The sequence below is a fragment of the Achromobacter mucicolens genome, from assembly GCF_029866465.1.
Classification (GTDB): domain Bacteria; phylum Pseudomonadota; class Gammaproteobacteria; order Burkholderiales; family Burkholderiaceae_B; genus Achromobacter; species Achromobacter mucicolens.
Window position 1 is genome coordinate 1,689,189 of the sequence record NZ_CP123364.1, and the last position, 26,700, is coordinate 1,715,888.

At 67.3% G+C, this 26,700-nt stretch carries 25 protein-coding genes; 15 read left to right on the top strand and 10 right to left on the bottom strand.

Going from position 1 to position 26,700, the window contains the following annotated elements; all coding sequences use genetic code 11:
- Nucleotides 1–31 precede the first annotated feature (31 nt).
- Complete coding sequence (argF, locus tag QEP15_RS07735; protein WP_056320238.1) at nt 32–973, bottom strand: ornithine carbamoyltransferase; 942 nt, start codon at nt 971–973, stop codon at nt 32–34.
- Nucleotides 974–1,029: 56 nt separating this feature from the next.
- Nucleotides 1,030–2,211 (bottom strand): aspartate aminotransferase family protein, encoded by a 1,182-nt coding sequence (locus QEP15_RS07740; protein WP_280148615.1) that lies wholly within the window; start codon nt 2,209–2,211, stop codon nt 1,030–1,032.
- Nucleotides 2,212–2,391: 180 nt separating this feature from the next.
- On the opposite strand from QEP15_RS07740, the gene QEP15_RS07745 reads away from it, so the two are divergent.
- A complete protein-coding gene (locus QEP15_RS07745; RefSeq protein ID WP_013392635.1) occupies nt 2,392–2,682 on the top strand; it encodes a DUF3579 domain-containing protein in 291 nt (96 codons plus the stop codon).
- Nucleotides 2,683–2,803: 121 nt separating this feature from the next.
- Here QEP15_RS07745 and QEP15_RS07750 read toward each other — a convergent pair whose 3' ends face one another.
- From QEP15_RS07750 to QEP15_RS07760, 3 genes are all read right to left on the bottom strand, one after another.
- Complete coding sequence (locus QEP15_RS07750; RefSeq protein WP_279991592.1) at nt 2,804–4,081, bottom strand: TRAP transporter large permease; 1,278 nt, start codon at nt 4,079–4,081, stop codon at nt 2,804–2,806.
- A gap of 36 nt (nt 4,082–4,117) precedes the next feature.
- On the bottom strand, nt 4,118–4,618 hold the full coding sequence (locus QEP15_RS07755; protein WP_056320109.1) for a TRAP transporter small permease: 501 nt from the start codon (nt 4,616–4,618) through the stop codon (nt 4,118–4,120).
- Between the two features lie 103 nt (nt 4,619–4,721).
- Nucleotides 4,722–5,696, bottom strand: coding sequence for a TRAP transporter substrate-binding protein (locus QEP15_RS07760; protein ID WP_056320112.1), 975 nt, complete (start codon nt 5,694–5,696; stop codon nt 4,722–4,724).
- Between the two features lie 102 nt (nt 5,697–5,798).
- Here QEP15_RS07760 and QEP15_RS07765 point away from each other — a divergent pair, with 102 nt between their 5' ends.
- From QEP15_RS07765 to QEP15_RS07805, 9 genes are all read left to right on the top strand, one after another.
- Entirely contained in the window at nt 5,799–8,330 is a 2,532-nt protein-coding gene (locus QEP15_RS07765; protein WP_280148616.1) for an ABC transporter permease, read from the top strand.
- Nucleotides 8,330–8,752: a group II truncated hemoglobin gene (locus QEP15_RS07770; protein ID WP_081100832.1), complete on the top strand. Its 423-nt coding sequence runs from the start codon at nt 8,330–8,332 to the stop codon at nt 8,750–8,752. Before QEP15_RS07765 ends, QEP15_RS07770 begins: the two co-directional genes overlap by 1 nt.
- Nucleotides 8,742–9,473: a 3-deoxy-D-manno-octulosonic acid kinase gene (locus tag QEP15_RS07775; protein ID WP_425285979.1), complete on the top strand. Its 732-nt coding sequence runs from the start codon at nt 8,742–8,744 to the stop codon at nt 9,471–9,473. Before QEP15_RS07770 ends, QEP15_RS07775 begins: the two co-directional genes overlap by 11 nt.
- Before the next feature lie 144 nt (nt 9,474–9,617).
- A complete protein-coding gene (locus QEP15_RS07780; protein ID WP_152383869.1) occupies nt 9,618–10,721 on the top strand; it encodes a polyamine ABC transporter substrate-binding protein in 1,104 nt (367 codons plus the stop codon).
- A gap of 5 nt (nt 10,722–10,726) precedes the next feature.
- The gene (locus QEP15_RS07785; protein ID WP_056320123.1) at nt 10,727–11,854 is read left to right on the top strand and encodes an ABC transporter ATP-binding protein; all 1,128 of its coding nucleotides are present in this window, start codon (nt 10,727–10,729) and stop codon (nt 11,852–11,854) included.
- Nucleotides 11,851–12,762, top strand: coding sequence for an ABC transporter permease subunit (locus QEP15_RS07790; RefSeq protein ID WP_062838427.1), 912 nt, complete (start codon nt 11,851–11,853; stop codon nt 12,760–12,762). The genes QEP15_RS07785 and QEP15_RS07790 overlap by 4 nt, the downstream gene beginning before the upstream one ends.
- Nucleotides 12,759–13,568 carry an ABC transporter permease subunit gene (locus tag QEP15_RS07795; protein ID WP_056320129.1) on the top strand — a complete coding sequence of 270 codons (810 nt, stop codon included), beginning with the start codon at nt 12,759–12,761 and terminating at the stop codon, nt 13,566–13,568. The genes QEP15_RS07790 and QEP15_RS07795 overlap by 4 nt, the downstream gene beginning before the upstream one ends.
- Nucleotides 13,565–13,921 carry a Spx/MgsR family RNA polymerase-binding regulatory protein gene (locus QEP15_RS07800; protein ID WP_056320131.1) on the top strand — a complete coding sequence of 119 codons (357 nt, stop codon included), beginning with the start codon at nt 13,565–13,567 and terminating at the stop codon, nt 13,919–13,921. Before QEP15_RS07795 ends, QEP15_RS07800 begins: the two co-directional genes overlap by 4 nt.
- Nucleotides 13,890–14,636, top strand: a complete 747-nt coding sequence (locus QEP15_RS07805) for a DNA-3-methyladenine glycosylase (RefSeq protein WP_280148617.1) — start codon at nt 13,890–13,892, stop codon at nt 14,634–14,636. The genes QEP15_RS07800 and QEP15_RS07805 overlap by 32 nt, the downstream gene beginning before the upstream one ends.
- On the opposite strand, the gene QEP15_RS07810 is transcribed toward QEP15_RS07805, so the two are convergent.
- Entirely contained in the window at nt 14,633–15,349 is a 717-nt protein-coding gene (locus tag QEP15_RS07810; RefSeq protein ID WP_174245383.1) for a PhoP regulatory network YrbL family protein, read from the bottom strand. The genes QEP15_RS07805 and QEP15_RS07810 overlap by 4 nt on opposite strands.
- A gap of 113 nt (nt 15,350–15,462) precedes the next feature.
- Between QEP15_RS07810 and QEP15_RS07815 the strand changes: the two genes are divergently transcribed.
- The 5 genes from QEP15_RS07815 (at nt 15,463) to phoU (ending at nt 21,855) form a co-directional block, all read left to right on the top strand.
- Nucleotides 15,463–16,845: a DNA recombination protein RmuC gene (locus tag QEP15_RS07815; protein ID WP_226848587.1), complete on the top strand. Its 1,383-nt coding sequence runs from the start codon at nt 15,463–15,465 to the stop codon at nt 16,843–16,845.
- Nucleotides 16,846–16,924: 79 nt separating this feature from the next.
- The gene (locus tag QEP15_RS07820) at nt 16,925–18,493 is read left to right on the top strand and encodes an amidase (RefSeq protein WP_227741193.1); all 1,569 of its coding nucleotides are present in this window, start codon (nt 16,925–16,927) and stop codon (nt 18,491–18,493) included.
- A gap of 52 nt (nt 18,494–18,545) precedes the next feature.
- On the top strand, nt 18,546–20,240 hold the full coding sequence (locus tag QEP15_RS07825; RefSeq protein WP_280148618.1) for an isovaleryl-CoA dehydrogenase: 1,695 nt from the start codon (nt 18,546–18,548) through the stop codon (nt 20,238–20,240).
- 39 nt (nt 20,241–20,279) lie between these two features.
- Nucleotides 20,280–20,960: a ribose-5-phosphate isomerase RpiA gene (gene rpiA / locus QEP15_RS07830; RefSeq protein ID WP_280148619.1), complete on the top strand. Its 681-nt coding sequence runs from the start codon at nt 20,280–20,282 to the stop codon at nt 20,958–20,960.
- 166 nt (nt 20,961–21,126) lie between these two features.
- The gene (gene phoU / locus QEP15_RS07835; RefSeq protein ID WP_056320149.1) at nt 21,127–21,855 is read left to right on the top strand and encodes a phosphate signaling complex protein PhoU; all 729 of its coding nucleotides are present in this window, start codon (nt 21,127–21,129) and stop codon (nt 21,853–21,855) included.
- Nucleotides 21,856–21,876: 21 nt separating this feature from the next.
- Here the strand turns inward: phoU and QEP15_RS07840 are convergent, their stop codons facing one another.
- The 4 genes from QEP15_RS07840 to QEP15_RS07855 form a co-directional block, all read right to left on the bottom strand.
- Entirely contained in the window at nt 21,877–23,829 is a 1,953-nt protein-coding gene (locus tag QEP15_RS07840; protein ID WP_280148620.1) for a phosphocholine-specific phospholipase C, read from the bottom strand.
- Between the two features lie 173 nt (nt 23,830–24,002).
- Complete coding sequence (locus tag QEP15_RS07845) at nt 24,003–24,275, bottom strand: oxidative damage protection protein (RefSeq protein WP_056320154.1); 273 nt, start codon at nt 24,273–24,275, stop codon at nt 24,003–24,005.
- Nucleotides 24,276–24,379: 104 nt separating this feature from the next.
- A complete protein-coding gene (gene argA, locus QEP15_RS07850) occupies nt 24,380–25,738 on the bottom strand; it encodes an amino-acid N-acetyltransferase (RefSeq protein WP_056320155.1) in 1,359 nt (452 codons plus the stop codon).
- Between the two features lie 207 nt (nt 25,739–25,945).
- On the bottom strand, nt 25,946–26,620 hold the full coding sequence (locus QEP15_RS07855; RefSeq protein WP_056320158.1) for an amino acid ABC transporter permease: 675 nt from the start codon (nt 26,618–26,620) through the stop codon (nt 25,946–25,948).
- Nucleotides 26,621–26,700: the final 80 nt, after the last annotated feature.

Consider the following 26,700-nt stretch of genomic DNA (forward strand, 5'->3'; position numbering starts at 1 on the left):
GTCCGGGCCCCTTTTTACCTGCGGGAGGGCGTCAGTCGACCTGACCCAGCAGCAGGAATTCCATCAGCGCCTTCTGCACGTGAAGGCGGTTCTCGGCCTCGTCCCAGACCACGCTCTGCGGGCCGTCGATCACTTCGCCGGTCACTTCCTCGCCCCGATGGGCGGGCAGGCAGTGCATGAAGACGGCCTGCGGGTCGGCGGCGGCCATCATTTCGGCATCCACGCACCAGTCGGCAAACGCGGCGCGGCGCTCTTCGTTTTCGGCCTCGTAGCCCATGCTGGTCCAGACGTCGGTCGTGACCAGGTGCGCGCCCTTGCACGCTTCCATGGGATCCTTGAACTGGCGCAGCACCTTGTCGGGCGGCGTGCCGATGCGGGCGGCTTCAAGTTCGTAGCCGGCCGGCGTGGACACGTGCAGCGTGAAGCCCAGCATTTCGGCCGCCTGCAGCCACGTGTAGGCCATGTTGTTGGCGTCGCCCACCCAGGCGACCGTCTTGCCGGCAATGGGGCCGCGGTGCTCGATGTAGGTGAAGATGTCGGCCAGGATCTGGCAGGGGTGGAATTCGTTGGTCAGGCCGTTGATCACGGGCACGCGCGAATGCGACGCGAAGCGCTCGATGCGGGTCTGCTCGAACGTGCGGATCATGACGATGTCGACCATGCGCGAGATCACGCGCGCGGTGTCCTCGATGGGCTCGGAGCGGCCGAGCTGCGAATCGTTGGACGTCAGGTTGATGACCGAGCCGCCCATCTGGTACATGCCGGCCTCGAACGACACGCGGGTGCGCGTGCTGGCCTTTTCGAACACCATTGCCAGCGTGCGGTCGTGCAGCGGCATGTGGGGCTCATAGCGTTTGAACTTTTCCTTGATCAGGCGCGCGCGGTCCAGCACGTAGGCGATCTCGGCGGACGAGAAGTCCTTGAACTGCAGAAAGTGCCGCAGCGGGCCATTTTGAGTCGTGGGAGGAGTCATGTTGATGTCGCAGGTCATTGGGCCCGGCCAGGCTCGTGGCCCGGCAGGGACGTTGATTATGGTTTTTCGGCCAGGAACTGTTGGATGAGCGGAACCAGGAGGGAGACGATCTGGTCGGCCTCTTCCCGGGTCAGGATCAGCGGCGGCAGCATGCGGATGACGCGGTCGCGCGTGACGTTGATGAGCAGGCCCGCTTCCAGGGCGCGTAGCGCCAGGACGCCGCAGGGGCGGGCCAGTTCGATGCCCAGCATGAGGCCGCGGCCGCGGATGTCGGCCACGCCGGGCGTGCCGGCCAGCGCGCCGGCCAGGCGGTCTTTCAGGTATTCGCCCACGGCATGGGCGTTTTCAAGCAGGTTTTCGGATTCCAGCGCATCGAGCACTGCGAGGCCCGCGGCGCACACCAGCGGCCCGCCGCCGAACGTGGTGCCGTGGCTGCCCGGCGTGAAGACGCCCGCGGCGGGGCCTGCCGCCAGCATCGCGCCGATGGGCACGCCACCCGCCAGCCCCTTGGCCAGCGTCATGACGTCGGGACGGATATCGGCCCATTGGTGCGCGAACCACTTGCCGGTGCGTCCGATGCCGGACTGCACTTCGTCGATCATCAGCAGCCAGCCGCGCTCGGTGCACAACTGGCGCAGTGCTTGCAGGTAGGCAATGTCGGACGGGCGGATGCCGCCTTCGCCCTGCAGGACTTCCAGCAGCACCGCGGTGGTGCGGGGCTCGGCGTCGCCCGCGGCGCGCACCGCGTCCAGGTTGTTGTACGGCACCTGGATGAAGCCGCTGGGCAGGGGTTCGAAGCCCTTGCGCGCCTTGTCGCTGCCGGTGGCCGCCAGCGTGGCCAGCGTGCGGCCATGCCAGGACGAATCCATCGTGATGATGTGGGCGTGCTTGTTGCCGCGCTGGTACGCGTAGTAGCGGGCGAGCTTGATGGCCGCTTCGTTGGCTTCGGAGCCGCTGTTGTTGAACGCGACCTCCTGCATGCCGGACAGCGCCGTCAGCCGGGCGGCCAGCGCGGTCTGCTGGGGGATTTCGTAGATGTTGGAGGTATGGATGACGCGGGCGGCCTGCTCGGTGATGGCGGCGACCAGCTTGGGATGGGCATGGCCCAGGCACGAGACGCCGATGCCGGCCAGGGCATCCAGGTACTTTCGGCCGTCGGCGTCCCACAGCCAGACACCCTGGCCGTGCGTGAACGATACCGGCAGCCGGGCATAGATATTGGCCAGAGGCGAGCTCATCGCGGATCCTCCTGGGGGAATGGCATCGACAGCGTGCCCGCTTCCAAGGGGCGAATCGGGGGCGAATCGCGGTTTGAAAGAGGGCAAAGGATCAATCATATACAATTCGCGGCGCGGCACGCATGTTTGATCACGCCGAAGATCCGGCTTTCGTGAAAGGCGTCCCGCAGTGAAGAACACATGGCAACTCGCGTCAGACAATTCGTAATTCATGGCGTTACCGAAAGCGGTAGCCGCTTCCGCCCCAGCGATTGGGCAGAACGGCTCGCCGGCGTAATGGCACAGTTCCGGCCGGCCGGCTGTGCTGGTAACCACCTCACTTATTCGCCTTATGTGCTGCCCGTCGTGATCGATGGCGTGCGCGGGATCGTGGTCGACCTGCGCCTGCGCGATCTGGAGCCGCTGGCCTACAAGTTCGTGGTGGATTTCGCCCGCGACAACAACCTCAAGACGGAAGAACGCGAAATCTAGGCCCCCAGAACGAAAAAGCGCCCCAACCGGGCGCTTTTCTCATTCTGCGGCCCGGCACGCCCATCGGGCGGGCCGGGCGCTACCCGCCGCGCGGGCGCTGGCCCGCACGGCGGCAGGCATATCACTTGGCGTAGACCAGGTCGCGCAGTCCCAGCGACAGCCCGGGCCAATAGGTGATGACCATCAGGCACAGGATCACGACGCCGACGAAGGGCACCAGCGGCTTGACGATACGCTCGAGCGGCAGCTTGGCCACCGCGCAGGCCGCGAACAGGTTCACGCCGAACGGCGGCGTGATCATGCCCAGCGCCAGGTTGACCACCATGATGATGCCGAAGTGCACCGGGTCCACCCCGAACTGAAGCGCCACCGGCAGCAGCAGCGGGGCCAGCACCACGATCGATGCCGAGGTCTCGATGAACATGCCGATCACGAACAGCGCTGCGTTCACGCCCATCAGGAAGCCCAACTTTGTGTCGAAAATCTGGGCGAGCCACGTGCCCAGCGCGTCCGGAATGCCGGCGCGGTTGAGCAGGAAGCTGAACAGGCCGGCGTTGGCGATCACGAACATGATGACCGCGGTCGACACGACCGACTTGTGCAGCGTGGCGGACAACTGGCGGAACGTGAGGCGGCGGTAGATGACCTTGCCCACGAAGACGGCGTACATCACGGCCACGACCGAGGCCTCGGTCGGCGTGAAGATGCCGCCGTAGATGCCGCCCAGGATGATGACGGGCATCAGCAGCGCCAGCCACGCGCGCTTGAACGACGGCCACAGCGGCAGGCGGCCTTCGCCGTCGCGCTTGCCCAGGTTATTGCGCTTGGCGTAGAGCCAGACGTAGAACATCAGCGCCACCCCGATCAGGATGCCGGGCATGACACCGGCGATGAACAGCTCGCCGGTGGACGTATCGGTGGACACGGCAAACAGGATCATCGGGATCGACGGCGGAATGATGACGCCGAGTTCCGCCGCGCTGGCCTGCAATGACGCCGCAAAGGGGGCGGGATAGCCGTGCCGGATCATGGCGGGAATCAGGATCGCGCCGACCGCGAAGGTGGTGGCCACGCTGGAGCCGGCGACCGCCGCGAAGATCATGCAGGTCAGCACGCAGGTGCAGGCCAGGCCGCCCTGGATGCCGCCCACCACGCTCTTGGCGAATTCCACCATGCGTTCGGAGATGCCGCCGGCTTCCATCAGGTTGCCGGCCAGGATGAAGAAGGGAATGGCCACGAGCGGGTACTTGTCCAGCGCGGCAAACAACTGCTGCGCGACGACCAGCCAGGGCAGGCCCGCGGCGCCGACGCCCGCCAGGCTGGCCAGCCCGATCGACACGGCGACCGGCACGGACAGCCCGAAGAAAATCAGCATCGAGACAATCATTAATTGGGACATGGCGATTTCTGCTGCTCAGGTTCGATAAGGGGCGGCTCAGCCTTGCGCGTCGTTGCGCACGGGCACGTCTTCTTCGTCGCCGGCGCACCAGCGGGCCAGCACGGCGATGGCCGCCAGCGTGGCGCCCACGGGGATCGCCAGGTAGATCCAGGAAATCGAGATGTCCAGGCTCGGCACGTTCTGGAAACGCACGCGGTAGGTCATGTTGCCGCCAATCCAGGCCAGAAAGCCGAGAAACCCGGCGCAGATGAGGCCGATGATGGCTTCCAGTACCCGGCGCCGCTTGCCGCCCAGCATGTTGCGCAGCAGTTCCACGCTGATCATGGCGCCGTGGCGGAAGGCCAGGGCCACGCCCAGCAGCACGGTCCAGATGAGAAGCGCGCGGGTGAGGACCTCGCTCCAGTCGGCCGGCGAATGCAGCACGAACCGGGCGATGACCTGATAGAACGCGGCCGCTGCGGCGGCGACCAAGAGGAGTTGGGCGAATGCCGAGACCAGCTTGAACAGGCCGCGGTCGAAGGCGCAGAGCAAACGCATGGTGAATTCCGTTGGCGAAAGTCGCGAAAAAAATAGGGCGGGCGCGCGGCGAAAGCCGGCCCCGCCGTCAGGCGAGCGGCCCCGCCACGGGGGCCGCGCCGGCTTACTTGGTGTCGCGGATCGAGTCGATCAGCTTCTTGTCGAACTTCTTGTAGTACTCGGGGTAGGCGGGTTCCACGGCGGCGGCGAAGGCGGCGCGGTCCACTTCGGTGACTTGCATGCCTTCCTTCTTCAGCTGCTCGACGCCCGTCTTCTCGATGTTGTCGACGTAGGCGCGCATGGCCTGGGCCGATTCCTTGCCGGCCTTGTCGAAGTTGGCCTTGTCGGCGGCCGACAGGCCTTCATAGACGTTGGCCGACATCAGCACGAGGGCCGGGCCGTACACGTGGCCGGTCAGCGACAGGTACTTCTGCATCTGCGACAGCTTGGCCGACGTGATCACGGACAGCGGGTTTTCCTGACCGTCGATGGTGCCCTGCTGAAGGGCGGTGGCCACTTCGGGCCAGGCCATCGGCGTGGGCAGGATGCCGATCTGGCGGAAGGCGGTGATGTGGATCGGGTTTTCCGTGGTGCGGATCTTCAGGCCCTTGGCATCCGCCGGGGTCTTGACCGGACGCACGTTGTTGGTCAGGTGGCGAAAGCCCTGTTCGCCCCAGGCCAGCGCCACGATGCCGCGGCTGGGGAACTTGGCCAGCATGTCCTGGCCGATCTTGCTGTCGAGCACGGCACGGGCGTGCGGCAGGTCGCGCAAGAGGAAGGGAATATCGAAAACGCCGGTTTCGGGAACAAAATTGAGGGTTGCTCCGGTCGAAACGATCGCGAGATCGATGGTGCCGATCTGCAGGCCCTCGATGACCTCGCGTTCACCGCCCAGCGCGCTGTTGGCGAACTGCTGGACCTTGAACTTGCCGTTGGAAGAGGCCTCGATGGACTTGGCCATCGCGTCGGCGCCGGCGCCGTAGTGCGACGAGGTCGACAGGGCGTAGGCCATCTTCAGGGTGGTCTGCGCCGCCGAGGGCAGGGATGTTGCGGCCGCGCAGGCGGCCAGAATCGTGGCCGCAAGCCAGGATTTACGCATTGTCTTCTCCGGAATTGGTTATCTTTAGGGGCGGCTTTGCCTCCCGCCCCGGGATGATATCGGGAATCAGATCGCTTTCTTACCGTTGGCTAACATAGTTGAATGATGGATTTCCCTGATATGTCACAGGCCAAGCGCCCCGGTTTCTGGTCCACCCTGCGCCTGGGCGCCCGGATGATGATGCGCGATGCGCGTGCCGGCGAACTGCGCCTCCTGGTGCTGGCCCTGGTCGTGGCGGTGGCGGCGGTCACCAGCGTGGGCTTTCTGGCGGACCGTGTCGGACGCGCGCTGGAACGCGACGCCGGCCAGATGCTGGGCGCCGATCTGGTGCTGGACGCCGACGAGCCCGTGCCGGCCGCCTTCAAGGATCAGGCGCGCGAGCGCGGCCTCACCGTGTCCAGCACGTGGCAGTTTCCTTCCATGGTGGGCGCCGGCGACGGCGCTCAGCTTGCCGCCCTGAAGGCCGTGGAACCCGGCTACCCGCTTCGCGGGGCGCTGCGGGTGGCGGATGCGCCGTTCGCGCCCGACGCGCCCACGCGCGACGTGCCGCCCGAAGGCGCGGTGTGGGTCGACGCGCAATTGCTGGCGCTGCTGAACCTGAAGGTGGGTGACACGCTCAATGTGGGCGACGCCCACCTGCGCATCGACCGCGTCATCACCTATGAGCCGGACAAGGGCATGCAGTTTGTCAACGTGGCCCCGCGCGTGCTGCTGCGCGCCAGCGACCTGCCGGCCACCGGCCTGATCGCGCCGGGCAGCCGCATCGGGTATGCCATGCTGATCGCCGGTCAGCCGGACGCCGTGGCCGGGTATTCCGCCTGGCTGAACCAGAACCTCAAGCGCGGCCAGAAGATCGCCACGCTGGAGTCTGGCCGCCCCGAAGTGCGCCGCACGCTGGACCGCGCGCAGCGTTTCCTGTCGCTGGTGGCGCTGCTGGCGGTGCTGATCTCGGCCGTGGCCGTGGCGCTGGCGGCGGGGCGCTACATGACGCGGCACCGCGACGGCATCGCGGTCATGCGCTGCCTGGGCGCCGTGCAGTCGCAGGTCGCGCGGATGCTGACGCTGGAATTCACGCTGGTTGGCCTGTTCTCGTCCGCGGCCGGCTGCCTGCTGGGCTTTGGCGTGCACCAGGTGCTGGTGATGCTGCTGGGGTCGCTGATCGACACCACGCTGCCGGCGCCATCGGCCATTCCGGCGCTGCAGGGCCTGTTGACCGGGCTGCTGCTGCTCCTGGGCTTTGCGCTGCCCGCGCTGGCGCAGCTTCGGCACGTGCCGCCCGCCCGCGTCCTGCGGCGCGATGCGGACACGATCAGCGCGCGTAGCGCCTTCGGTTACGTGCTGGGCGCGGCGGGGTTCGCGCTCCTGATCTGGTGGTTCGCGGGCGACGCGAAGCTGGGCGGCGTGGTGGCGGGCGGCTTTCTGGGCGCCTTCGGCGTGTTTGCGCTGGTTGCCTGGCTGTGCATCCTGGGGCTGGCGCGGGTGCGCCGCCTGGCGGCCGGGTTTCCCGCGCTGCGCTTTGCCCTGGCGGGCGTGGTGCGCCGCCGTGCGGCCACGATCACGCAGGTCTGCGCGCTGGCTGTCGGGTTGATGGCGCTGCTGCTGCTGACCATGACCCGCACCGATCTGATCCAGGGGTGGCAGCGCACCATGCCGCCGGACGCGCCCAACCGGTTCCTGATCAACGTGCAGCCAGACCAGCGCCAGGCCGTGACCGATGCGCTGACGCGCGAAGGGCTGGGCCGCATCACGTTATCGCCGATGGTGCGTGGCCGGTTGATCGCGGTCAACGGCAAGCCGGTGGGACCGGACGACTACGAAGAACCGCGCGCCAAGCGCCTGGTGGACCGCGAATTCAACCTGTCCTATGGCGACGAGCTGCCGTCTTCCAACCGCATCGAGCAGGGCCGCTGGCTGGCGCCGGGTTCGGCCGAGGTCTCGCTGGAAGCGGGGCTGGCGCAGTCCCTGCGCATCGGGCTAGGCGACAAGATGACGTTCGATGTGGCCGGCCAGCAGGTCGAAGTGGCCGTGTCGAGCATCCGCCGGGTGGATTGGGATACGATGCGCGTCAATTTTTTCGCCATCCTGACCCCCGCCGCACTGGCCGACATGCCTCAAAGCTGGATCACGTCCTTTTACCTGCCGCCTGACAAGGCGGCGGTGTTGCCCGCGCTGGTGCGGGAGTTTCCGAACCTGACGGTGTTCGACGTGGGCGCCATCCTGCAGCAGTTGCAATCCGTGTTGAATGAAGTGGGCCGCGCGGTGCAGCTCCTGTTCCTGTTCACCCTGGCCGCCGGCGTGCTGGTGCTGTCCGCGGCGCTGACCGCGACGCGCGATGAGCGGATGCGTGAGGCGGCGGTGCTGCGCGCGCTCGGCGCCACGCGCCGTCAGCTTGCCCGTTCCCAGCGCATCGAGCTGTGGGCGGTGGGCGGGCTGGCCGGCCTTTTGGCGGCGGCTGGCGCCACGGCGATCGCTTGGGTTTTGTCAACGCAGGTGTTCGACTTCACCATTACCCTCAGCCTCTGGCCATGGCTGGCCGGCATCGGCGCAGGCATGCTGGGCGCCTGGGCGGGCGGCGCGCTTGCCCTGCGCGGCGTGCTGCGCACACCGCCGCTTGTCACCCTTCGAGAAACCTGATGACGTCCCGCGTCCACACCATTACAGAACCCGTGGAAAACTCCCGCACCATGTTTGACCTTCTTGGCGGCGAAGCTGGCGTGCGCGCCCTCGTCGACCGTTTCTATGACCTGATGGACATGGAGCCCGACCTCAAGGAACTGCGCGCCGCCCACGGCCCCAGCCTGGACGAGGCGCGCGACAAGCTCTTCTGGTTCCTGTGCGGGTACTTCGGCGGGCCGGACCACTATATCGAGCGCTTCGGGCATCCCCGCCTGCGGGCCCGCCATCTGCCGTTTTCCATCGGCGAGGTCGAGCGCGACCAGTGGGTGGCCTGCATCGGACGCGCGATGGAAGACGAGGGCATCGAGCCCGTCCTGATCGAGCGCCTGCTCGAATCGTTCTACGGCGTTGCCGACTGGATGCGCAATCGTGCAGGGTGACCATCGATCCGGCGCGCGGCGCACCGCCTGGGAGGGTCCGCTGGCCGGGGCCATGCTCAGCGACACGCGGCGCGTGGCCGACGCGGGGCCGGAAGTCTTCAATCCCGCGCACTACGGCGACCGGGCGCGGCCCGTGGACGCCGGCGGTCGCCAGGCCGCGTGGTTCGTGGAGGGGCAGGGCTGGCAGGGCGTGCTGCGGCGCTACCGCCGCGGCGGCATGATCGCCCGCATCAGCCGCGACGCGTATCTGTGGAACGGCGAGTCGCGCACCCGAAGCTTCCGCGAATACCGCCTGCTGGCCGCGCTGCGCGCGCAAGGGCTGCCGGTGCCCGCCCCGCTGGCGGCGGCCTACTGGCGTCAGGGCCCGATCTACCGCGCCGCCATCGTGGTCGAGCGCATCCCCGGCGTGCGGCCCTTGGCGCAGGCGCTGACCGAACCGCTATGGCAGCCGGTGGCCGACGCCATCGTCCGCATGCACCGGGCGGGCGTCTGGCACGCCGACCTGAACGCCTTCAACATCCTCATCGGCAACGACGGCCGGGTCTGGCTCATCGACTTCGACCGCGGCACGCAGGGCGCGTTGTCCGAGCGTCAGCGCCAGGCCAATCTGGACCGGCTGCGCCGGTCGCTGCGCAAGGTGGCTGGCGAGGCCGGCGACCGATTCTGGATGCGCCTGCGCGACAGTTACTGGACGGCCTGGGGCATCGGCATCCAGCCCTGACCGCCGGCCCGCCGGGCGCGGCCGCCACGGGGGCAATTGCGCCAATTACCCCGCAAAGTTGGGCAGGTCAGCGCTAAAAGGCTTTATCATTTCGCCTTTTGGTACTCCTGTCATAAACGGCATAGAGCAAGGGGGCTGGACATAATGGAACTGAAGGCGGGAATGCGCTGGGCGCTCGGCGCGGTGCTGGCTGCGGCAGCGACATCGGCGGCGGTGGCGCAGAACAAGGTCGTCAATGTCTACAACTGGGCCGAATACACGGCCCCGGACACGATCCCGGGTTTCGAGAAGGAAACCGGCATCAAGGTCCGCTATGACGTCTATGACAGCAACGACGCCTTGCAGGCCAAATTGCTGGCCGGCAAGTCGGGTTACGACGTCGTTGTCCCGTCCACCCATTACGCCTCGCGCCAGATCGAAGCCGGCCTGTTCCAGAAGCTGGACAAGTCCAAGATCCCCAACTGGAAGTACCTGGATCCGGAAATCATGGCGCTGGTCGCCACGGTCGATCCCGGCAACGAACACGCCATTCCGTGGGGCTACGGCACCAACGGCCTGGGCTACAACGTCACCAAGGTCAAGCAGATCATGGGTGACGACGTGGACCTGGCCAGCTGGGACATGATCTTCAAGCCCGAGAACGCCGCCAAGCTCAAGGAGTGCGGCATCTCGATGCTGGACGAAGCCGCGCAGGTCTTCCCGGCCGTGCTCAAGTACCTGGGCAAGGACCCCAACAGCACCAACGCCGCCGACTACCAGGCCGCGATGGAAGTGTTGAAGAAGATCCGCCCGTATATCCGCCAGTTCAGTTCGTCGGGCTACATCGACGAGCTGGCCGTGGGCGACCTGTGCATGGTCTACGGCTTTTCCGGCGACGTCATGATCGCCCGCAAGCGCGCGCAGGACGCCAAGAAGCCCTATGAAGTGAACTACTTCATTCCCAAGGGCGGCGCGCCGGCGTGGTTCGACCTGATGGTCATCCCCAAGGATGCGCCGCATCCCGAAGAGGCGCTGGCCTTCATCAACTACATCGAAACGCCGAAGGTCCATGCGGCCATCACCAACACCATGTTCTATCCCAACGCCAACAAAGAGGCGCGGCAGTACGTGAACAAGGATGTGGCTGAGAATCCCATGATCTACCCGCCCCCCGAGGTCTCCAAGACCCTGTACGTGATCAAGGCGCTGCCCTTGAACATTTCACGTCTGCAGAACAAGTTGTGGTCCGAGCTGAAGTTGGGAAATTAGTCATCATGAACGATAGCCGTTACTCGGCGCAGCACGCGGCGGACCCGGACGAGTTCGTCCGGGTTTCCGACGTGGTAAAGATCTTTGGCGACGTGGTGGCCGTGCGCTCGGTCAACCTGTCCGTCAAACGCAATGAAATCTTCGCGCTGCTGGGCAGCTCGGGCAGCGGCAAGTCCACCTTGCTGCGCATGCTGGCGGGCTTCGAGGAAGCCACCTCGGGCCAGATCCTGCTGGACGGCGAGGACATCACCAGCGTGCCGCCGTACCGCCGGCCCGTGAACATGATGTTCCAGTCGTACGCGCTCTTCCCGCACATGACGGTCGAGGCCAACGTGGCCTTTGGCCTGAAGCAGGAAGGCGTGGACCGCGCGGAAATCCATGACCGCGTGTTCGAGGCCCTGGACCTGGTGCAGATGGCGGGCTATTCGCGCCGCAAGCCCAACCAGCTCTCGGGCGGGCAGCAGCAGCGCGTGGCGCTGGCGCGCAGCCTGGTCAAGCGTCCCAAGCTGCTGCTGCTGGACGAGCCCATGTCGGCGCTGGACAAGCAGATCCGCCAGAAGACGCAGATCGAACTCGTGAAGATCCTCGAGCAGGTCGGCGTGACCTGCATCATGGTCACCCACGACCAGGAAGAAGCCATGACCATGGCGCACCGCCTGGCCGTCATGACCGAAGGCCAGATCGTCCAGTGCGGCACGCCCCAGGACGTCTACGCGTTCCCGAACTCGCGCTTTGTCGCCAGCTTCATCGGGTCGACCAACATGTTCACCGGCACCATCGTGGTCGACGAGCCCGACCACGTCGCCATCGAATGCGCCGAGCTGACCCGGCCGCTTTACGTGAACCACGGCGTGAGCGAGCCGCTGGGCATGGAAGTGCACGTGTCCATCCGCCCCGAGCGCCTCTTGGTGTCGCGCGAGCAGCCCGATGGCGACTACAACTGGGCGCACGGCATGGTCAGCCACATGGCCTGGATGGGCAGCTACGCCCTCTACCAGATCCGCCTGGATTCCGGCAAGACGGTCGAGGCCAGCGTGCCCAGCCGGCTCCTTGCCCAGATGGATGCGCCGGGCATCGACGAAGAAATCTTCGTCAGCTGGGACGCCGACAGCGCGACGGTGCTTGCGTCATGATCCGTTTTTCGCCCCGCGACTGGCTCCCGTCGGGCCGGGCACTGGCGGTGGTGCCGCCGTTCGCCTGGCTGGTGCTGTTTCTGCTGGTGCCGTTCCTGCTGGTGCTGAAGATCAGCTTTGCCGAAATGAAGTTCGGCATCCCGCCGTATACGTCGCTGGCGCAGTTCCAGGACGAGGCGATCCAGTTCAGCCTGCACCTGCGCGGCTACATCCTGCTGTTCACGGAAAACCAGTATTTCCGCACGTACCTCAGCTCGGTCAAGATCGCCGGCATCACCACGCTGGTCTGCGTGCTGATCGGCTATCCCATCGCGTACTACATTGCCCGTTCGTCGGCGCGCGTGCGCAACCTGCTGCTGCTGGCGGTGATCCTGCCGTTCTGGACCTCGCTGCTCCTGCGCGTGTATGCCTGGGTGGGCATCCTGCGCAACGACGGCCTGCTCAACAACCTGCTGCAGAGCCTGGGCCTGATCTCCAGTCCGCTCGAGATCTACCGCACCGACCTGGCCGTGTACATCGGCATGGTCTACGCCTATCTGCCGTTCTTCATCCTGCCGTTGTACGCGACGCTGGTGAAGATGGACCTGCGCCTCCTGGAAGCCGCCTATGACCTGGGCGCCAAACCCTGGCAGGCGTTCTGGCAGATCACGGTCCCGATGTCGCGCCAGGGCGTGATCGCGGGCGCCATGCTCGTGTTCATCCCGGCCGTCGGCGAATACGTGATCCCGGAAATGCTGGGCGGGGCCAACACGCTGATGATCGGCCGCGTGATGTGGAATGAATTCTTCAACAACGCCGACTGGCCGATGGCGTCGGCGGTGACGTGCGTGATGGTGTTGCTGCTGCTCGTGCCGCTGGTGTACTTCCAGTACAGCCAGGTCAAGCAGCAGGGGGGAGGCCGCAAATGAACGGTCCGAACAAGACGCTGCGCGCCGTGGTGCTGGGGCTGGGCTACTTCTTTCTGTACGTGCCCATCATCAGCCTGATGGTGTTTTCGTTCAACGAGTCGCCGTCCGTCACGTCGTGGACGGGGTTCTCGCTGCGCTGGTATCACTCGCTGGCCAACGACGACGCGCTGTTGCGCGCCGCCTGGCTGTCGTTCCGCATTGCCGTGCTGACGGCCACCGCGGCGGTCGTCATCGGCACCTGGGCCGGCTACGTGCTGGGCCGCATGGGGCGCTTTCGCGGCTTTGCGCTCTACGTCGGCATGCTGAGCGCGCCGCTGGTGATCCCCGAGGTCGTGCTGGGCATCTCGCTGCTCCTGATGTTCGTCGAAGTGCGCGGCGCGCTGGGCTGGCCCGAGCAGAACGGCATGTTCACGATCTGGGTGGGGCACGTGACGCTGTGCATGGCGTTCGTGGCCGTCGTCATCCAGACCCGCATCCGCGACCTGGACCGCTCGCTGGAAGAGGCCGCGCTGGATCTGGGCGCCACCCCGATCACGGTGTTCTTCAAGATCACGCTGCCGCTCATCGCGCCCGCGCTGGCGTCGGCCTGGCTGCTCGCCTTCACGCTGTCGCTGGACGACGTCGTCATCGCGTCGTTCCTGTCCGGCCCCGGATCCAGCACGCTGCCCATGGAGGTCTTCTCCCGGGTGCGGCTGGGCCTGAAGCCCGAGATCAACGCGCTGGCCACCCTGTTCATCCTGGCGGTGGGCACGTGCGTGATCCTCGCCAACCGCATGCAATGGCGCAAGGAGTCCGAATCCAAATGACGCAAACCACCCTGTATGGCCTGACCAAGTGCAGCACGTGCGTGAAGGCGCGCGACTGGCTCACCGAACACGGCGTCGACCACGCCTTCGTCGACTATCGCGACAATCCGGTGGCGGCCGCGACGCTCAAATCCTGGGCCGAGCAGGTCGGCGGCTGGGAAAAGCTGGTCAACCGCGCCTCGATGACGTGGCGCAATTTGCCCGAAGACCGCAAGACCGCGCACACCGACGCCCAGTGGACCAAGCTGATCGCCGAATACCCGGCGTTGGTGCGCCGTCCGGTGACGGTCACGCCGGATGGCGAGGTGAGTGTTGGTTTCAGTGAAAAGCGCTACGGCGAACGTTTCGCCTGAGGCCGGGGGCGGGCCCGGCCGGGCCCTGCCGGACGCCTTCTTCGACCGCGATGCAGCCCAGCTTGCGCGCGAGTTGCCCGGCAAGGTGATCCGCCACCGGGTCGGCGGCCTGTGGCTGTCGGCCCGCATCATCGAGACCGAGGCCTACTATCTGGAAGAGCGGGGCAGCCATGCCTCGCTGGGCTACACCCACAAGCGCCGCGCCCTGTTCATGGACGGCGGCACCATCTACATGTATTACGCCCGCGGGGGCGATTCGCTGAACTTCAGCGCGGGCGGCCCCGGCAACGCGGTGCTGATCAAGTCCGCCTATCCGTGGACGGACGCGCTGTCCGGCCCCGAAGCCCTGGACCGGATGCGCGAGCTCAATCCCGATGCGCAAGGACGGCCCCGGGCTTTGGGCGCGCTCTGCGCGGGGCAGACCCTGCTATGCCGGTCGCTGGGCCTGAAGGTGCCCGAGTGGGATGCGCGCCGCTTCGATCCCGAGGCCCTGTACGTCGAAGACGTGGGCGAGTCACCGCCGTATCTGATCTGCACCACGCGCCTGGGCATCCCCTCGGGGCGCGACGAGCACCTGAGCTACCGGTTCGTGGATCCGGCCTACGCCGCCTTCTGCACGCGCAATCCGCTGCGGCGCGGCCAGCGCGCGGGACAGGACTATGTGTGGGTGGACCGGCAGGGCATCATGCTGCCCGAGGCGCCGGCCGGCGGTTAGAGGCCGGCTTCGCGGACGCGCCGGGCAAGCGATTCGCGCAGTTCGGCGTACTTGCGCTGCAGGCGCCGGCGGTTCAAGCGCTTGCTCCATGCATACAGCGGGATCAGCGGCAGCACGCCGAAGCCGTCGATCAGGTACAGCCCCTTCTTGCCGTCGGCGTTCTGGCCCACCGCGATGTTGCTGCTGGACATGTCATGCACCACCACGTGCGCGTCGGCCAGGTCGTCGAAGAATTCGTCCAGCTGCGCCCGCAGGGCCTCGTCAAACTGACCCTTCATGGCAAGTTCGGTCAAGGTAGGCGCCATGTTGCCCGCCTCGTCCGTGATCTTTTCGACAACCAGTCCCAGCCCAAGCGAGGTCTGCGCCACACCGAAAATGCGCGCCATGGGCACCTGCCACACGCCGGAGGGGCGAGTCGTGGTGGTGACGTATTCCGAGATCTCGTTCAGGTAGACGCGGTAGGCGCTTTCGCGCTGATATTGCTTGTACCAGCGTTTGAACGGCCGCGCTTCCAGGTAGATCGCCCGTGCGCGCATATCCATGACCTTGACGAGCAGGGACGGGGAATGCGGGTGCTGGAAAATGTGCCGGTCCCCGCCGGTCGCGAGCGGCGTGGCCGAATCCAGGTTCAGCGGTCCGAACACGGATTGATATGACACGGGAGGCGTGCTGGCGGGGCGGTCGGCAGAGTTCAAAGAAGCGGGGCGGTTCATTCGGATGGCCGCCAGTTTAATCCGGTTGCTCCCGCCGCGTCTTCGCGCCCGCCGCGCCGGCTGGAAACGGGGGCAGAATGCGACCTACAATTCGCGCTTTGGAGAGCCCTTTCTTGAACGACATTCTGCTTTGGGTCGCCGCGGGTGGCGCGGTGCTTGCCTTCGTGGCCGCGGTGCTGGCCTGGCTGCGTCCGTCCGCGTCGGACGCCCGCCTTGAGGCTTTGCTGGAAGGCCTGGAAAGAACCGAGCGCGCGCTGCGCGCCGACATCGCCGAAGGCCAGCGCGGCCTGCGCAGCGAGTTTTCAGAATCCACGCGAGGGCTGCGTCAGGAGCTGGCGCAGTCGCATGGCGACCTGCGCGCGGGGCTGTCGCGCGATGCGCAGGCCGCCCGCGCCGAGTCCGCCGAATCGCTGGCGCGCTTTGCCGCGGGGTTCTCGGAGCAACTGCAGGGCCTCATCCAGATCAACGAGCGGCGCCTGATGGAAGTGCGCGCCACGGTCGATCAACGGCTGCAGTCGCTGCAATCGGACAACAGCGCCAAGCTCGATGAAATGCGCCGCACTGTCGACGAAAAGCTGCACGCCACCCTGGAGCAGCGCCTGGGCGAGTCCTTCAAGCTGGTGTCGGACCGTCTTGAAGCCGTGCACAAGGGGTTGGGCGAAATGCAGGCGCTGGCGGCCGGGGTCGGCGACCTCAAGCGTGTGCTGACCAACGTGAAGTCGCGCGGCACGTGGGGCGAAGTGCAACTGGCGCGCCTGATCGAAGACAACATGACGCCGGATCAGTACGCCAGCAACGTCAAGCCTGTGCCGGGCAGCGATGCCGCCGTCGAATTCGCCATCCGGCTGCCGGGGCGCGGCGATGGCGGGGATCCCGTCTGGCTGCCGATCGACGCCAAATTTCCCAAGGAAGAGTACGAGCGCCTGATGGATGCGCAGGAAGCGGCCGACGCCGAAGGCGTGAAGGCGGCCGGGGCCGCGTTGGGCCGCGCGGTCGAAGTGCAGGCGCGGCTGATTGCCGGCAAGTACATCGCGCCGCCGCACACGACCGATTTCGCCATCATGTTCCTGCCCACGGAAAGCCTGTATGCCGAGGTGCTGCGCCGCCCCGGCCTCCTGGACAAGCTGCACGACCTGCGGGTCAACGTGGCGGGGCCAAGCAATCTGGCCGCGCTGCTGAACAGCCTGCAGATGGGATTTCGCACGCTGGCGATCGAACAGCGTTCCTCCGAGGTCTGGCAGGTGCTGCGGGCCGTCAAGACAGAGTTCGGCAAGTTCGGCGAATCGCTGGCCAGCGTCAAGAAGACCCTGGACACCGCCAGCAACAAGATCGGCCAGACCGAGGTCCGCACGCGCGCCATGCTGCGCAACCTGAAGGGCGTGGAGGCCCTGCCCGAAGCCGATGCCCTGCGTCTGCTGGGCGCCAGCGCGGCGGACGCCGCCGACCCCGACGACGACACCGACGAGACCCGCGCACCGTCCACCGGCGGCGTCTGAGGCGGGAACACCGAAGTCCGGGGCCCCGTCCGCCCCGGCGCGTGCTTGTTGCCCGCCCTCGCAGCCGATATCCTCATGCATGCGGCACTTCGCCGTCGATACCTGGAGCATCGTCAGCATGAGCATCGCCGAACGCCATGATTCCTCTTCTCTCGACGCGACGGCGCTGGGCGCCGATATCGCTCTGGGCGCCACCACGGCGCTGGTTGCCATGCAGCAGGCGGTGGACCGCGTCGCGGCCCGCAATCCGTCCATCAACGCCGCCTGCGGCGTGCAGGCCGAGGCCGGCTTGCGGCTGGCCGAGGCGATGGACGCCGAACTTGCGTCGCTGACGTCCGAACAACGCCAGGCGCTGCTGCGCGACCGGCCATTTCTGGGCGTGCCGACCCTGCTCAAGGACCTGGCCACGGCCGCCATCGGCCTGCCCAGCATGATGGGGTCCGTTCTGTACGGCAAGGTCCAATGGAACCTCGACGCCGACATCGTCAAGCGCTATCGCCGCGCCGGGCTGATTCCGTTTGGCCGCACGACCAGCGCCGAGCTTGGCCTGAGCCCCACGACGGAATCGCCGGTCTATGGCCCGGCCACGCAGAATCCCTGGAAAAAGGGTCATAGCGCGGGCGGCTCCAGCGGCGGCGCCGGGGCGGCGCTGGCCAGCGGGATGGTGCGCATCGCCCATGGCAGCGATGGCGGCGGGTCGATCCGCATTCCCGCCTCGTGCTGCGGCGTGCTGGGGCTCAAGCCCTCGCGCGGCCTCATGCCGCTGGGTCCGCTGAAAGGAGAAGGGTGGGGCGGCCTGGCCACCGAACACATGATGACGCTGTCGGTGCGCGATTGCGCGGCGGCGCTGGACATCAGTGCGGGCGCGGACGTGGGTGCGCCTTATGCGGCGCCCGTCCAGCCCGCGCAATCCTATCGTGGCGTGGTGGCCCGCGTTGCCGCCGATCCGCGCGCGGCGCCCCGCCGGCGCATCGCGTTCATCAACACCACCTACGAAGGCGGCGCGATCCATCCCGATGTCGCCGCCACGCTGGACGAGGCCGCCGCGTTCTTCGCCGCGCTGGGTCATGAACTGGTGCCCGCCGCGCCGCCCGTCGGCTCCGAGGAAGTCCTGTCGCCGATGCTGCCCCTGATCGCCAGCGCGGCCGCCAACGCCATCGACAGCTTTGTCGCCGCGCGCGGCCGCCGCCTGGCCGCCGACGAATTGCAGCCCACCACGCTCGGCGCGCGCGAGTACGCCCGCGCCATCTCGGGCGCGCAGTACGTGGCCTGCGTGGACACCTGCCACGAAATCACCCGCCGCATCGGGCGCTTCCTGCATCGCGACGGCGCCCAGGGCTACGACCTGTTCCTCAGTCCGGTCCTGGCGCTGCCGCCCGCGCCTATCGGGCGCTACGCCATGGACAACGCCGACTATCTGGCCTACCGTCTGGGCAAGAAGGGCGTCATCGGCTATTCGCCATTCGCCCCGTTGGCCAACCTGACCGGCATGCCCGCCATTTCGATCCCCTTCGGCATGTCTGCGGACGGGCTGCCCATCGGTATCCAGGTAATGGGTCCGCTCGGCGCCGAGGCGCAATTGCTGGAGCTGGCTGCCCAGGTCGAAACGCTGCGGCCCTGGCCCTTGACGGCGCCCATGGCCCGATAGCTGCCACCGGGCGCCGCCGCCCCGCGCCGGCCGGCCAAACCAGGGAGATCGCATGTCATCGTTTGCGACGCATACCGTGTTCAACCAGGTGCCACCCCTGGAAGACTATTCCCTGTACGACACCGATCCGGCGCTGCGCGAGGCCGTGCGGCGCGAGGGCGCCGAGGCCTGGGCGGGCGATCTTGCCGCGCACGGCGCCTGGTTGGGCCGGGCGCAGACGCTGGCCGCCGGCGCCGAGGCCAACCGCTGTCCGCCCCGCCTGGTCAGCTTCGACCGGGCCGGCCATCGCGTGGACCGCGTCGAATTCCACCCCGCCTGGAACGTGCTGATGAGCGGCATCATGGCGCGCGGCCTGCATAGCCGCGCGTGGATGCAGCCCGCGCCGGGCTCGCAGGTGGCGCGCGCGGCTGCCTATCTGATGCAGGGGCAGGTCGAGGCCGGCACGCTATGCCCCACCACCATGACCTTTGCCGCCGTGCCGCTGCTGCAACGCGAGCCCGCCGGCGTGGTGGACTTTGCCGGCCAGTGGCTGCCGGCCCTGTACGCGCGGGAGTTCGATGGCAGCGACGCGCCGCTTGCCGCCAAGCGCAGCGCGCTGATCGGCATGGGCATGACCGAAAAGCAGGGCGGCTCGGACCTGCGCGCGGTCACCACGCGCGCCGCGCCGCTGGGTGCGCCCGGCCGCGGATGCGCGTATCAGCTCGTGGGGCATAAATGGTTCTTTTCGGTGCCGCAGGCCGACGCCCACCTGGTCCTGGCGCAGACCGACGAGGGGCTGAGCTGCTTTTTCGTTCCGCGCTGGATACCGGATGGCCCCCGCAACGCGGTGCGCGTGCGGCGGTTGAAGGACAAGCTGGGCAACTGGAGCAACGCCAGTTCGGAAGTCGAATTCGAGGATGCCTGGGGCGTGATGGTCGGCGAGCCCGGCCGTGGCCTGTCGGTGCTGCTGGAGATGGCGGGCACCACGCGGCTGGACTGCGTGCTGGGCAGCGCGGCGCTGCTGCGCCAGGCGCTGGCGCAGTCGGCGCACCACGCGCTGCACCGCCAGGCCTTCGGCAAGCCGCTGGTCGACCAGCCGCTGATGCGCAATGTGCTGACCGACCTGGCGCTGGAAAGCGAAGCGGCCATGGTCCTGGCGCTGCGTCTGGCGCGTGCCGTGGACGAGCGCGCCGACGCGGGCGCGCGCGCGCTGGTGCGCGTGGGCACGCCGGCCGCCAAGCTGTGGGTCTGCAAGCGCGCGGTTGCCGCCGTGGCCGAGTGCATGGAGGTCTGGGGCGGCAACGGTTACGTCGAGGAAGGCCCGATGCCGCGCCTTTACCGCGAAACGCCCGTCAATTCGATCTGGGAAGGCTCGGGCAACGTCATGGCGCTGGACGTGTTGCGGGCGCTGCAACGCGAACCCGATGCGCTGCCGGCGCTGGAGGCCGAATTGGCCCGCGCCGCAGGGCAGTACCAGGATTTCGACGCGGCGCTGGCGCGTTGGCGCGCCATGTTGGCGGATGGCGAGCACGCGCAATTCCACGCGCGCCGCATCGCCGCCGGGCTGGCGCGCCTGTGGCAGGCGGCGCTGCTCATCGAGCACGCGCCCGCCGCCGTGTCGCAGGCCTTCGTCGCCAGCCGCCTGCGGGAGACGGGCGGCATGTTCGGCGAACTGGGCGCGGGGGACGATACAGCTGGCGTCGCCACGCCGGGCGTCGACACGCCGGCGATCCTGGCGCGCGCCTGGCCCGCCATCGCCGCATGCTAAATTTCCCGGCTCAAGCAACTTTTCCGCACTTCTACCGCCATGCTCTCCCAGCAAGAACTCAAGCAGCAAGCCGCCGACGCGGCCCTGGAATTCGTCGAACAGGTCGCCGGCCCGGACGTCATCATCGGCGTGGGCACCGGTTCCACCGCCGACCTGTTCATCGACGGCCTGGCGCGATTCAAGGGCCGCATCGGCGGGACGGTCGCCAGCTCCGAGCGCAGCGCGGCTCGTCTTGCCGGCCATGGCCTCAAAGTGCTGGACCTGAACGACGTCTCGACCATGCCCATCTACGTGGACGGCGCCGACGAGATCAGCGCCGACCTGCACATGATCAAGGGCGGCGGCGGGGCGCTTACGCGCGAGAAGATCGTGGCCTCGGTGGCCGAGCGCTTCATCTGCATCGCCGACGAATCCAAGCTGGTGCAGACGCTGGGCAAGTTTCCGCTGCCGCTCGAGGTCATCCCGATGGCGCGCGAGTCCGTGGCCCGCGCGCTGACCGCGCTGGGCGGCCAGCCCCGCCTGCGCGACGGCTTTGTCACCGACAACGGCAACATCATCCTGGACGTGTCGGGCCTCATCCTCTCGGACGCGCCCGCGTTCGAAGCCATCGTCAACAACCTGCCGGGCGTCGTGACCTGCGGCCTGTTTGCGTTGTCCGGCGCCGACGTGGCCCTGCTGGCCACCCAGAACGGCATCCGCCGCCTGGACCGCCGCGCCTGATTCCGGCGGCCAGGGCTGGTCCCGCCGAACCGCCTTGCGGGGGGCGGGGCCGCGATTCATAATCCTGTCACACTTGGGTCATAACCTTGCCGGTTGTGCAGGCCCATCTCGTAACTTCTCTCAACTTCGGGGCAATGCAATGAGATCAACCACGCAGGGAGCCCGGATGACGGAGCATACAAACAAGCAGTTCGACGCCGATCTGGAAAGCGTCCGTTCGCAATTCTTGCAAATGGGCGGCGTGGTGGAAGCCATGATCCAGGAGGCGATCGATGCGCTGGCCAGCGGCGACATGACGCTGGTTGAAAAGGTGCGCGAGCGGGAAAAGGAAGTCAACCGCCACGAAGTCGAGATCGACGAGAGCATCAGCCGCATCCTGGCCCGGCATCAGCCCACCGCCATCGACCTGCGCATGCTGATGGCCGTGTCCAAGATGCTGACCGACATGGAACGCTCCGGCGACGAGGCCGAGAAGGTCGCGACCGTCGCCCGCCGCGTCCACGAAGGCGAACTGCGCCACATTCCCGTGATCGAACTGCGCCACATGGCTGCCAACGTGCGCAACATGCTGCACCAGGCGCTGGACGCGTTCGCCCGCCTCGACCCCATCCAGGCCGCCGCCGTCGTGCGCAGCGACAAGGAAGTCGACAAGGAATGGAAGGGCGCGCTGCGCCACCTGATCACGTACATGATCGAAGATCCGCGCACGATCTCGCGCGCCATCGACATGATCTTCATCGCGCGCGCGCTCGAACGCATTGGCGACCACGCCAAGAACATGTCCGAACGCGTGATCTACATGGTCAAGGGCGCCGACGTGCGCCACACCGGCGTGAAGAACACCGAGCGCCTGGCGCGCGGCGAAGAAGAATCCGAGGATACCTCGGACCAGTAAACGGCAAGACCGGCTGCCGCTTCACAGCGGCAGCGCCGCTCCCTGGCACAGCCGGGGATCCGGCACACCCGGCTTGCCGCCGTCGATGCGGCCCGCCAGCCGGCGTCCAAAGACCGGCATGGCCGGCGCACTGACCTCCAGGTCGTACCAGCCCTCGCAACCCGCATACTTGAGTTCGACCGCGCCGCCCGCGGGTACGTGCGCCATCGCGCGCCAGCCATCGTTCATCTGCGATTCCACCCGCACCGGTTGGGGCGCGTCGCCCTGGTTCACGAGCCGCAGGCGCAGGCCCGAGGTGACGGGCACCAGTTGCGCTTCCAGCGTGCCCGCATCGCGCGCATCGCCGCGGAACTGCCGGTGAAAGCCGTCCGGCCCCAATAGCCAGAGGTCGTACCTGCGGTCCGCGCCCAGCTTCCAGCCGTCGTCCAGGCGCGCGCCCGCACCGACCGTGTAGCGCCGGGGCGCGCGCGCCAGCGCGAGCCGATCGTACACGTGCAACACGGCGCCCGCGCTGCCCGGATTGCGCAGCGTCAGGCGGTAGTGTTCGCCGTCGGCCGCCATCTGGCCCACGGCCTCCAGCGTGTAGGGCAGGGGACAGGTGTGGCGGTTGCTGTCCGGGTGATGCGAATTCCGGTCGCCAGCGAAATCGAATGCCGTCGTCAGGTCGCCGGCCACCGCGCGGCGCCAGGCGCTGATGTTGGGTTCGGCCACGCCGAACCGCATTTCCAGAAATCGGATGACCGAGGTGTGGTCGAACACCTGCGAATTGACCCATCCGCCGCGGCTCCAGGGCGATACCACCAGCATCGGCACGCGCGGCCCCAGGCCGAAGGCGCGCCCGTGCATGCCCGCCGGATCGTCGGCCGTGGACGCGCTGGGACCCTGCCGCGCGTCGTGGTATTCGCCGTCCAGCTCCACGGTCGACAGGCCGCCCGACTCGCCGTCCGGATGTCGCGCTGGCGGCGCGGGCGGGGGCATGTGGTCGAAGAAGCAATCGTTTTCGTCGTAGGTGACGAACAGCACGCACCGGCTCCAGGTGTCGGAACTGGACGTCAGGATGTCCAGCACCCGCTCGGTATAGGCGCCGCCTCGCCGGGGCGAGGAAACTTCGGGATGCTCCGAGTCGGCCGTGGGCGCGATGATCCACGAGACGGCGGGCAGCGTGCCCTGCGCTACATCGCGCGCCAGGTCGTCCAGCGTGCGGGTGGCCAGCGCGCGGTCGCGCAGCGGCGCGTCCCCGGCGCTGCCCTCGTGTTGCCGCCGGTACTGCCGGAATCCCGCGAGCGGATTGTCGTTGTAGTTGTCCGCCATGTCCTGGTAGATGCGCCAGTCCACGCCCGCGTCCTGCAGACGCTCGGGGTACGTGGTCCAGGCGTAGCCTTCGCCCGCGGGGCCCAGCCGGTCAAAGGTGTTGACCAGCGCGGGTCCGCCGGCCGCGCCCAGCGGATCGTTCGTCCCGGTCCACAGGAACAGCCGGTTCGGATTGGTGCCTGCCTGGATCGAGCAGTGATAGGCATCGCACAGCGTGAAGGCGTTGGCCAGGGCGGTCTGAAACGGCACGTCGGCGCTGCGGTAGACGCCCAGCCCCAGCCGGCTCTTGGCGGACAGCCATTGGTCCATGCGGCCGTCGTTCCAGGCGCGCTGCGAGTCGTCCCAGGTATGCGGCGTGATGTAGCCGACGGGCTTGTCGCTGGGAACCTCAGCCTGCAGATCGTAGGGGCGGCATCGCGCCTGGCCATCGGTCTGCGTCATCACCGTGCCCGCGCGGGTGGGCGCGGGATGCGGATCCGCGAACCCGCGCACGCCGGGCAGCGTGCCGAAGTAATGGTCGAAGGACCGGTTTTCCTGCATCAGGATCACGACGTGGCGTACATCTTTCAGTGTGCCGGTCTTGCGGTCGGGTTCGATCTGCAAGGCACGCGCGATGACAGGGGACGGGTCGGGACTGATGGGCGGGCGCGATTCTTCTTTCATGACAGCTTTAATACGGTCGGCATTCTTTGAATCTTAAGGCCTTGGCCGGTGTGCGATTGACGCTCGGAAGACACTCGGGCAGGACGGATGCCGGCGTGCCGCAAAAACAAAGCCCCTCGCATGCGAGGGGCTTTGCCAAGCCGCGCCTGTGGGCGCGGCGGGGGCGGGCCGGATCAGGCCGAGGGCGGAACGTAGCCGTCGGCTTCGACGCTGCCGTCTTCGAAAAGATAGCGTTCCATTTGCTGCTGCAGGTACTTGCGTGCGCGGGCGTCGGCCAGGTTCAGGCGGTTTTCGTTCACCAGGCGGGTCTGCACGCCTTTCCAGTCTTCCCAGGCTTCCTTGGAAATGCTTTGCCAGATGCGGGTGCCGAGTTCACCGGGATAGGGCGGGTAGTCCAGTCCTTCGGCTTCACGCTTCAGTTTCACACAGTTGACGATACGGGCCATGGTTCGCTGCCGGAAAAATGAATAACGCGTCATTTTAGCGGGCTTGGCGTGCGTCGGGCGCCAAGCCCCTTCCGCTGGCGGTGCAATGGCCCCGCAGGCCGGTCTTAGAGCTTCTTGATGAAGACCAGGCTGTTGCGGGAACGGTTGTAGTTGGTCTGCTTTTCGCGGGGCAGGTCGGTGATGCCGCCCTGCACGAAACCGCGCTTGATGAACCAGTGCGAGGTGCGGGTGGTCAGCACGAACAGCCGCTTGGCGCCCAGCGCGCGGGCGCGCGACTCCATGTGGCGCAGCAGGATTTCGCCTTCGCCCGACCCTTGCCATTCCGGGTGCACGATCAGGCAGGCCATTTCGGCCATCTGCTCCTCGTGAAAGTCATGCAGCGCCGCGCAGCCGTAGATGACGCCGTCGTGCTCCAGCACGGTGAAGTTTTCGACGTCGCGCTCGACCACGCTGCGCGGGCGCGGCACCAGCGTGCCGTCGGCTTCCAGCGGCTCGATGAGGCTGAGGATGGCGCCCACGTCGTCGATGGTGGCCGGGCGCAGGTCGTCCAGCGTGTCCTCGACGACCATGGTGCCCACGCCGTCGTGGGTGAAGATCTCGAGCAGCACGCTGCCGTCCAGTTGGAACGGCAGCAGGTGGGCGCGCGCCACGCCGCGCTTGACCGCGAGCGAGGCGTATTGCAGGAAGGAATGGGTCTCTTCGTCCAGCTCGCCGGCCGCCAGCAGGGCGTCGGCATCCACACGCGCCAGTTCGGTGTCCAGCGTGCCGTCGTCGTTCAGCACGCCTTGCGAGCTGGACAGGAAGATCAGTTTTTCGGCGCGCAGTCCCACGGCCACGCTGGTGGCCAGGTCTTCCATCGCCAGATTGAAGGCATCGCCCGTGGGCGAGAAACCCAGCGGCGACAGCAGCACGACCGACGAGCCTTTCTCGATGGCGAACTTCAGCGCTTCCACGTCGATCTTGCGCACCTGGCCGGTGTGCTTGTAGTCCACGCCATCCAGCACGCCCGCCGGACGCGCGGTCACGAAATTGCCGGAGATGACGCGGATGTGCGCGTGCGACATGGGCGTGTTGGGCAGCCCCTGGCTGAACGCGGCCTCGATGTCCAGGCGGATCTCGCCGGCGGCCTCCTTGGCGCATTCCAGTGCGGCGGCGTCGGTGGGGGACAGGCCCCGGTCGAACTGCTGCGTGTAGCCTTTCAGGCGCAGCTGCTCGTTGACCTGGGGCCGCGAGCCATGCACCAGCACCAGCCGGATGCCCAGCGACGAGAGCAGGGACAGATCCTGGACCAGGGCGTTCAGCGCGCCGGCCTGCACCAGTTCGCCGCCAAACGCCACCACGAAGGTCTTGCCTCGGAACGCATGCACGTAGGGGGCCACGTCTCGGAACCATCGCACAAATTGCGCGGCGGCGAATTCAGGGGCTTCAAGGGCGGAGACGGTGTCTGGTTCCAGGTCGGGCATGATGTGTGTTGCTTAAGATCCTATGGGTCGCGGGACGGCGCGGGCCGAGGGGCCATGCGCAGAGCACCGCCCCGGGGGCGGCGCTAGGCGGAATTATAGGGCTCGCGCCTGCCGCGCCCACGGCGGGCGCGGCAGGCGTTGTTGCGGGCGCCCCACAGGTGGTCGCGCTTTGCGGTTCCGGCAGGCGAGCCGACCGCAAGGCGCGCGTCAATGCCGCGATAGCTGGCGGTGTTCCAGCCGGCTGAGCAGCCGCACCACCGGCCACAGCAGCGCCAGGTAGAAAAGCGCCGCCAGCACGATGGGCGACGGGTTGTAGACCAGCGACTGGGCGTCGCGGGCCACCCGAAGCAGCTCGGGCAGCGCCACGGCGCTGGCCAGCGTGGTCAGCTTGACCACTTCGAGCGTGTTGCTGATGAGGTCCGGCATGACATTGCGCGTGGCCTGCGGGATCTGAACGTGCCACATCGTTTGCCAGGCCGACAGGCCGGTGGACCGCGCCGCCTCGATCTGGCCGCGCGGCACGCTTTCCAGGCCGGCGCGAAAGACCTCGCCGTAGTAGGACGAGTTGTTCAGCATGAAGCCCACGGCCACCGCCAGCAATTTGGGCAGGTCCAGCCCCAGGAACGGCGCACCGAAATAGATGAAGATCAGCAGCACCAGCGGCGGCAGCGCGCGAAAGAAGTCGATGTAGATGGCCAGCAGCACGCGCGACCAGCGCGCCTTCAGCGTGACCGACAGCACCCCGATAAGCAGCCCCGAGGCCAGCCCCACGGGGATCACCATGGCCGACAGCATCAGCGTGCGGCCCAGGCCCTGCAAGAGGTAAGGCGCGACGTTGACATAGATGTTCAGGTTGAAGAAATTCTGCAGGATTTCGTCCATGCGGTTCCCCTGGGGCCCGTTCCGGGCTCCCTTGTTGTGCCGGGCGGGTGTGATCAGCCTCGCTTCCCGCCCGGTATGTA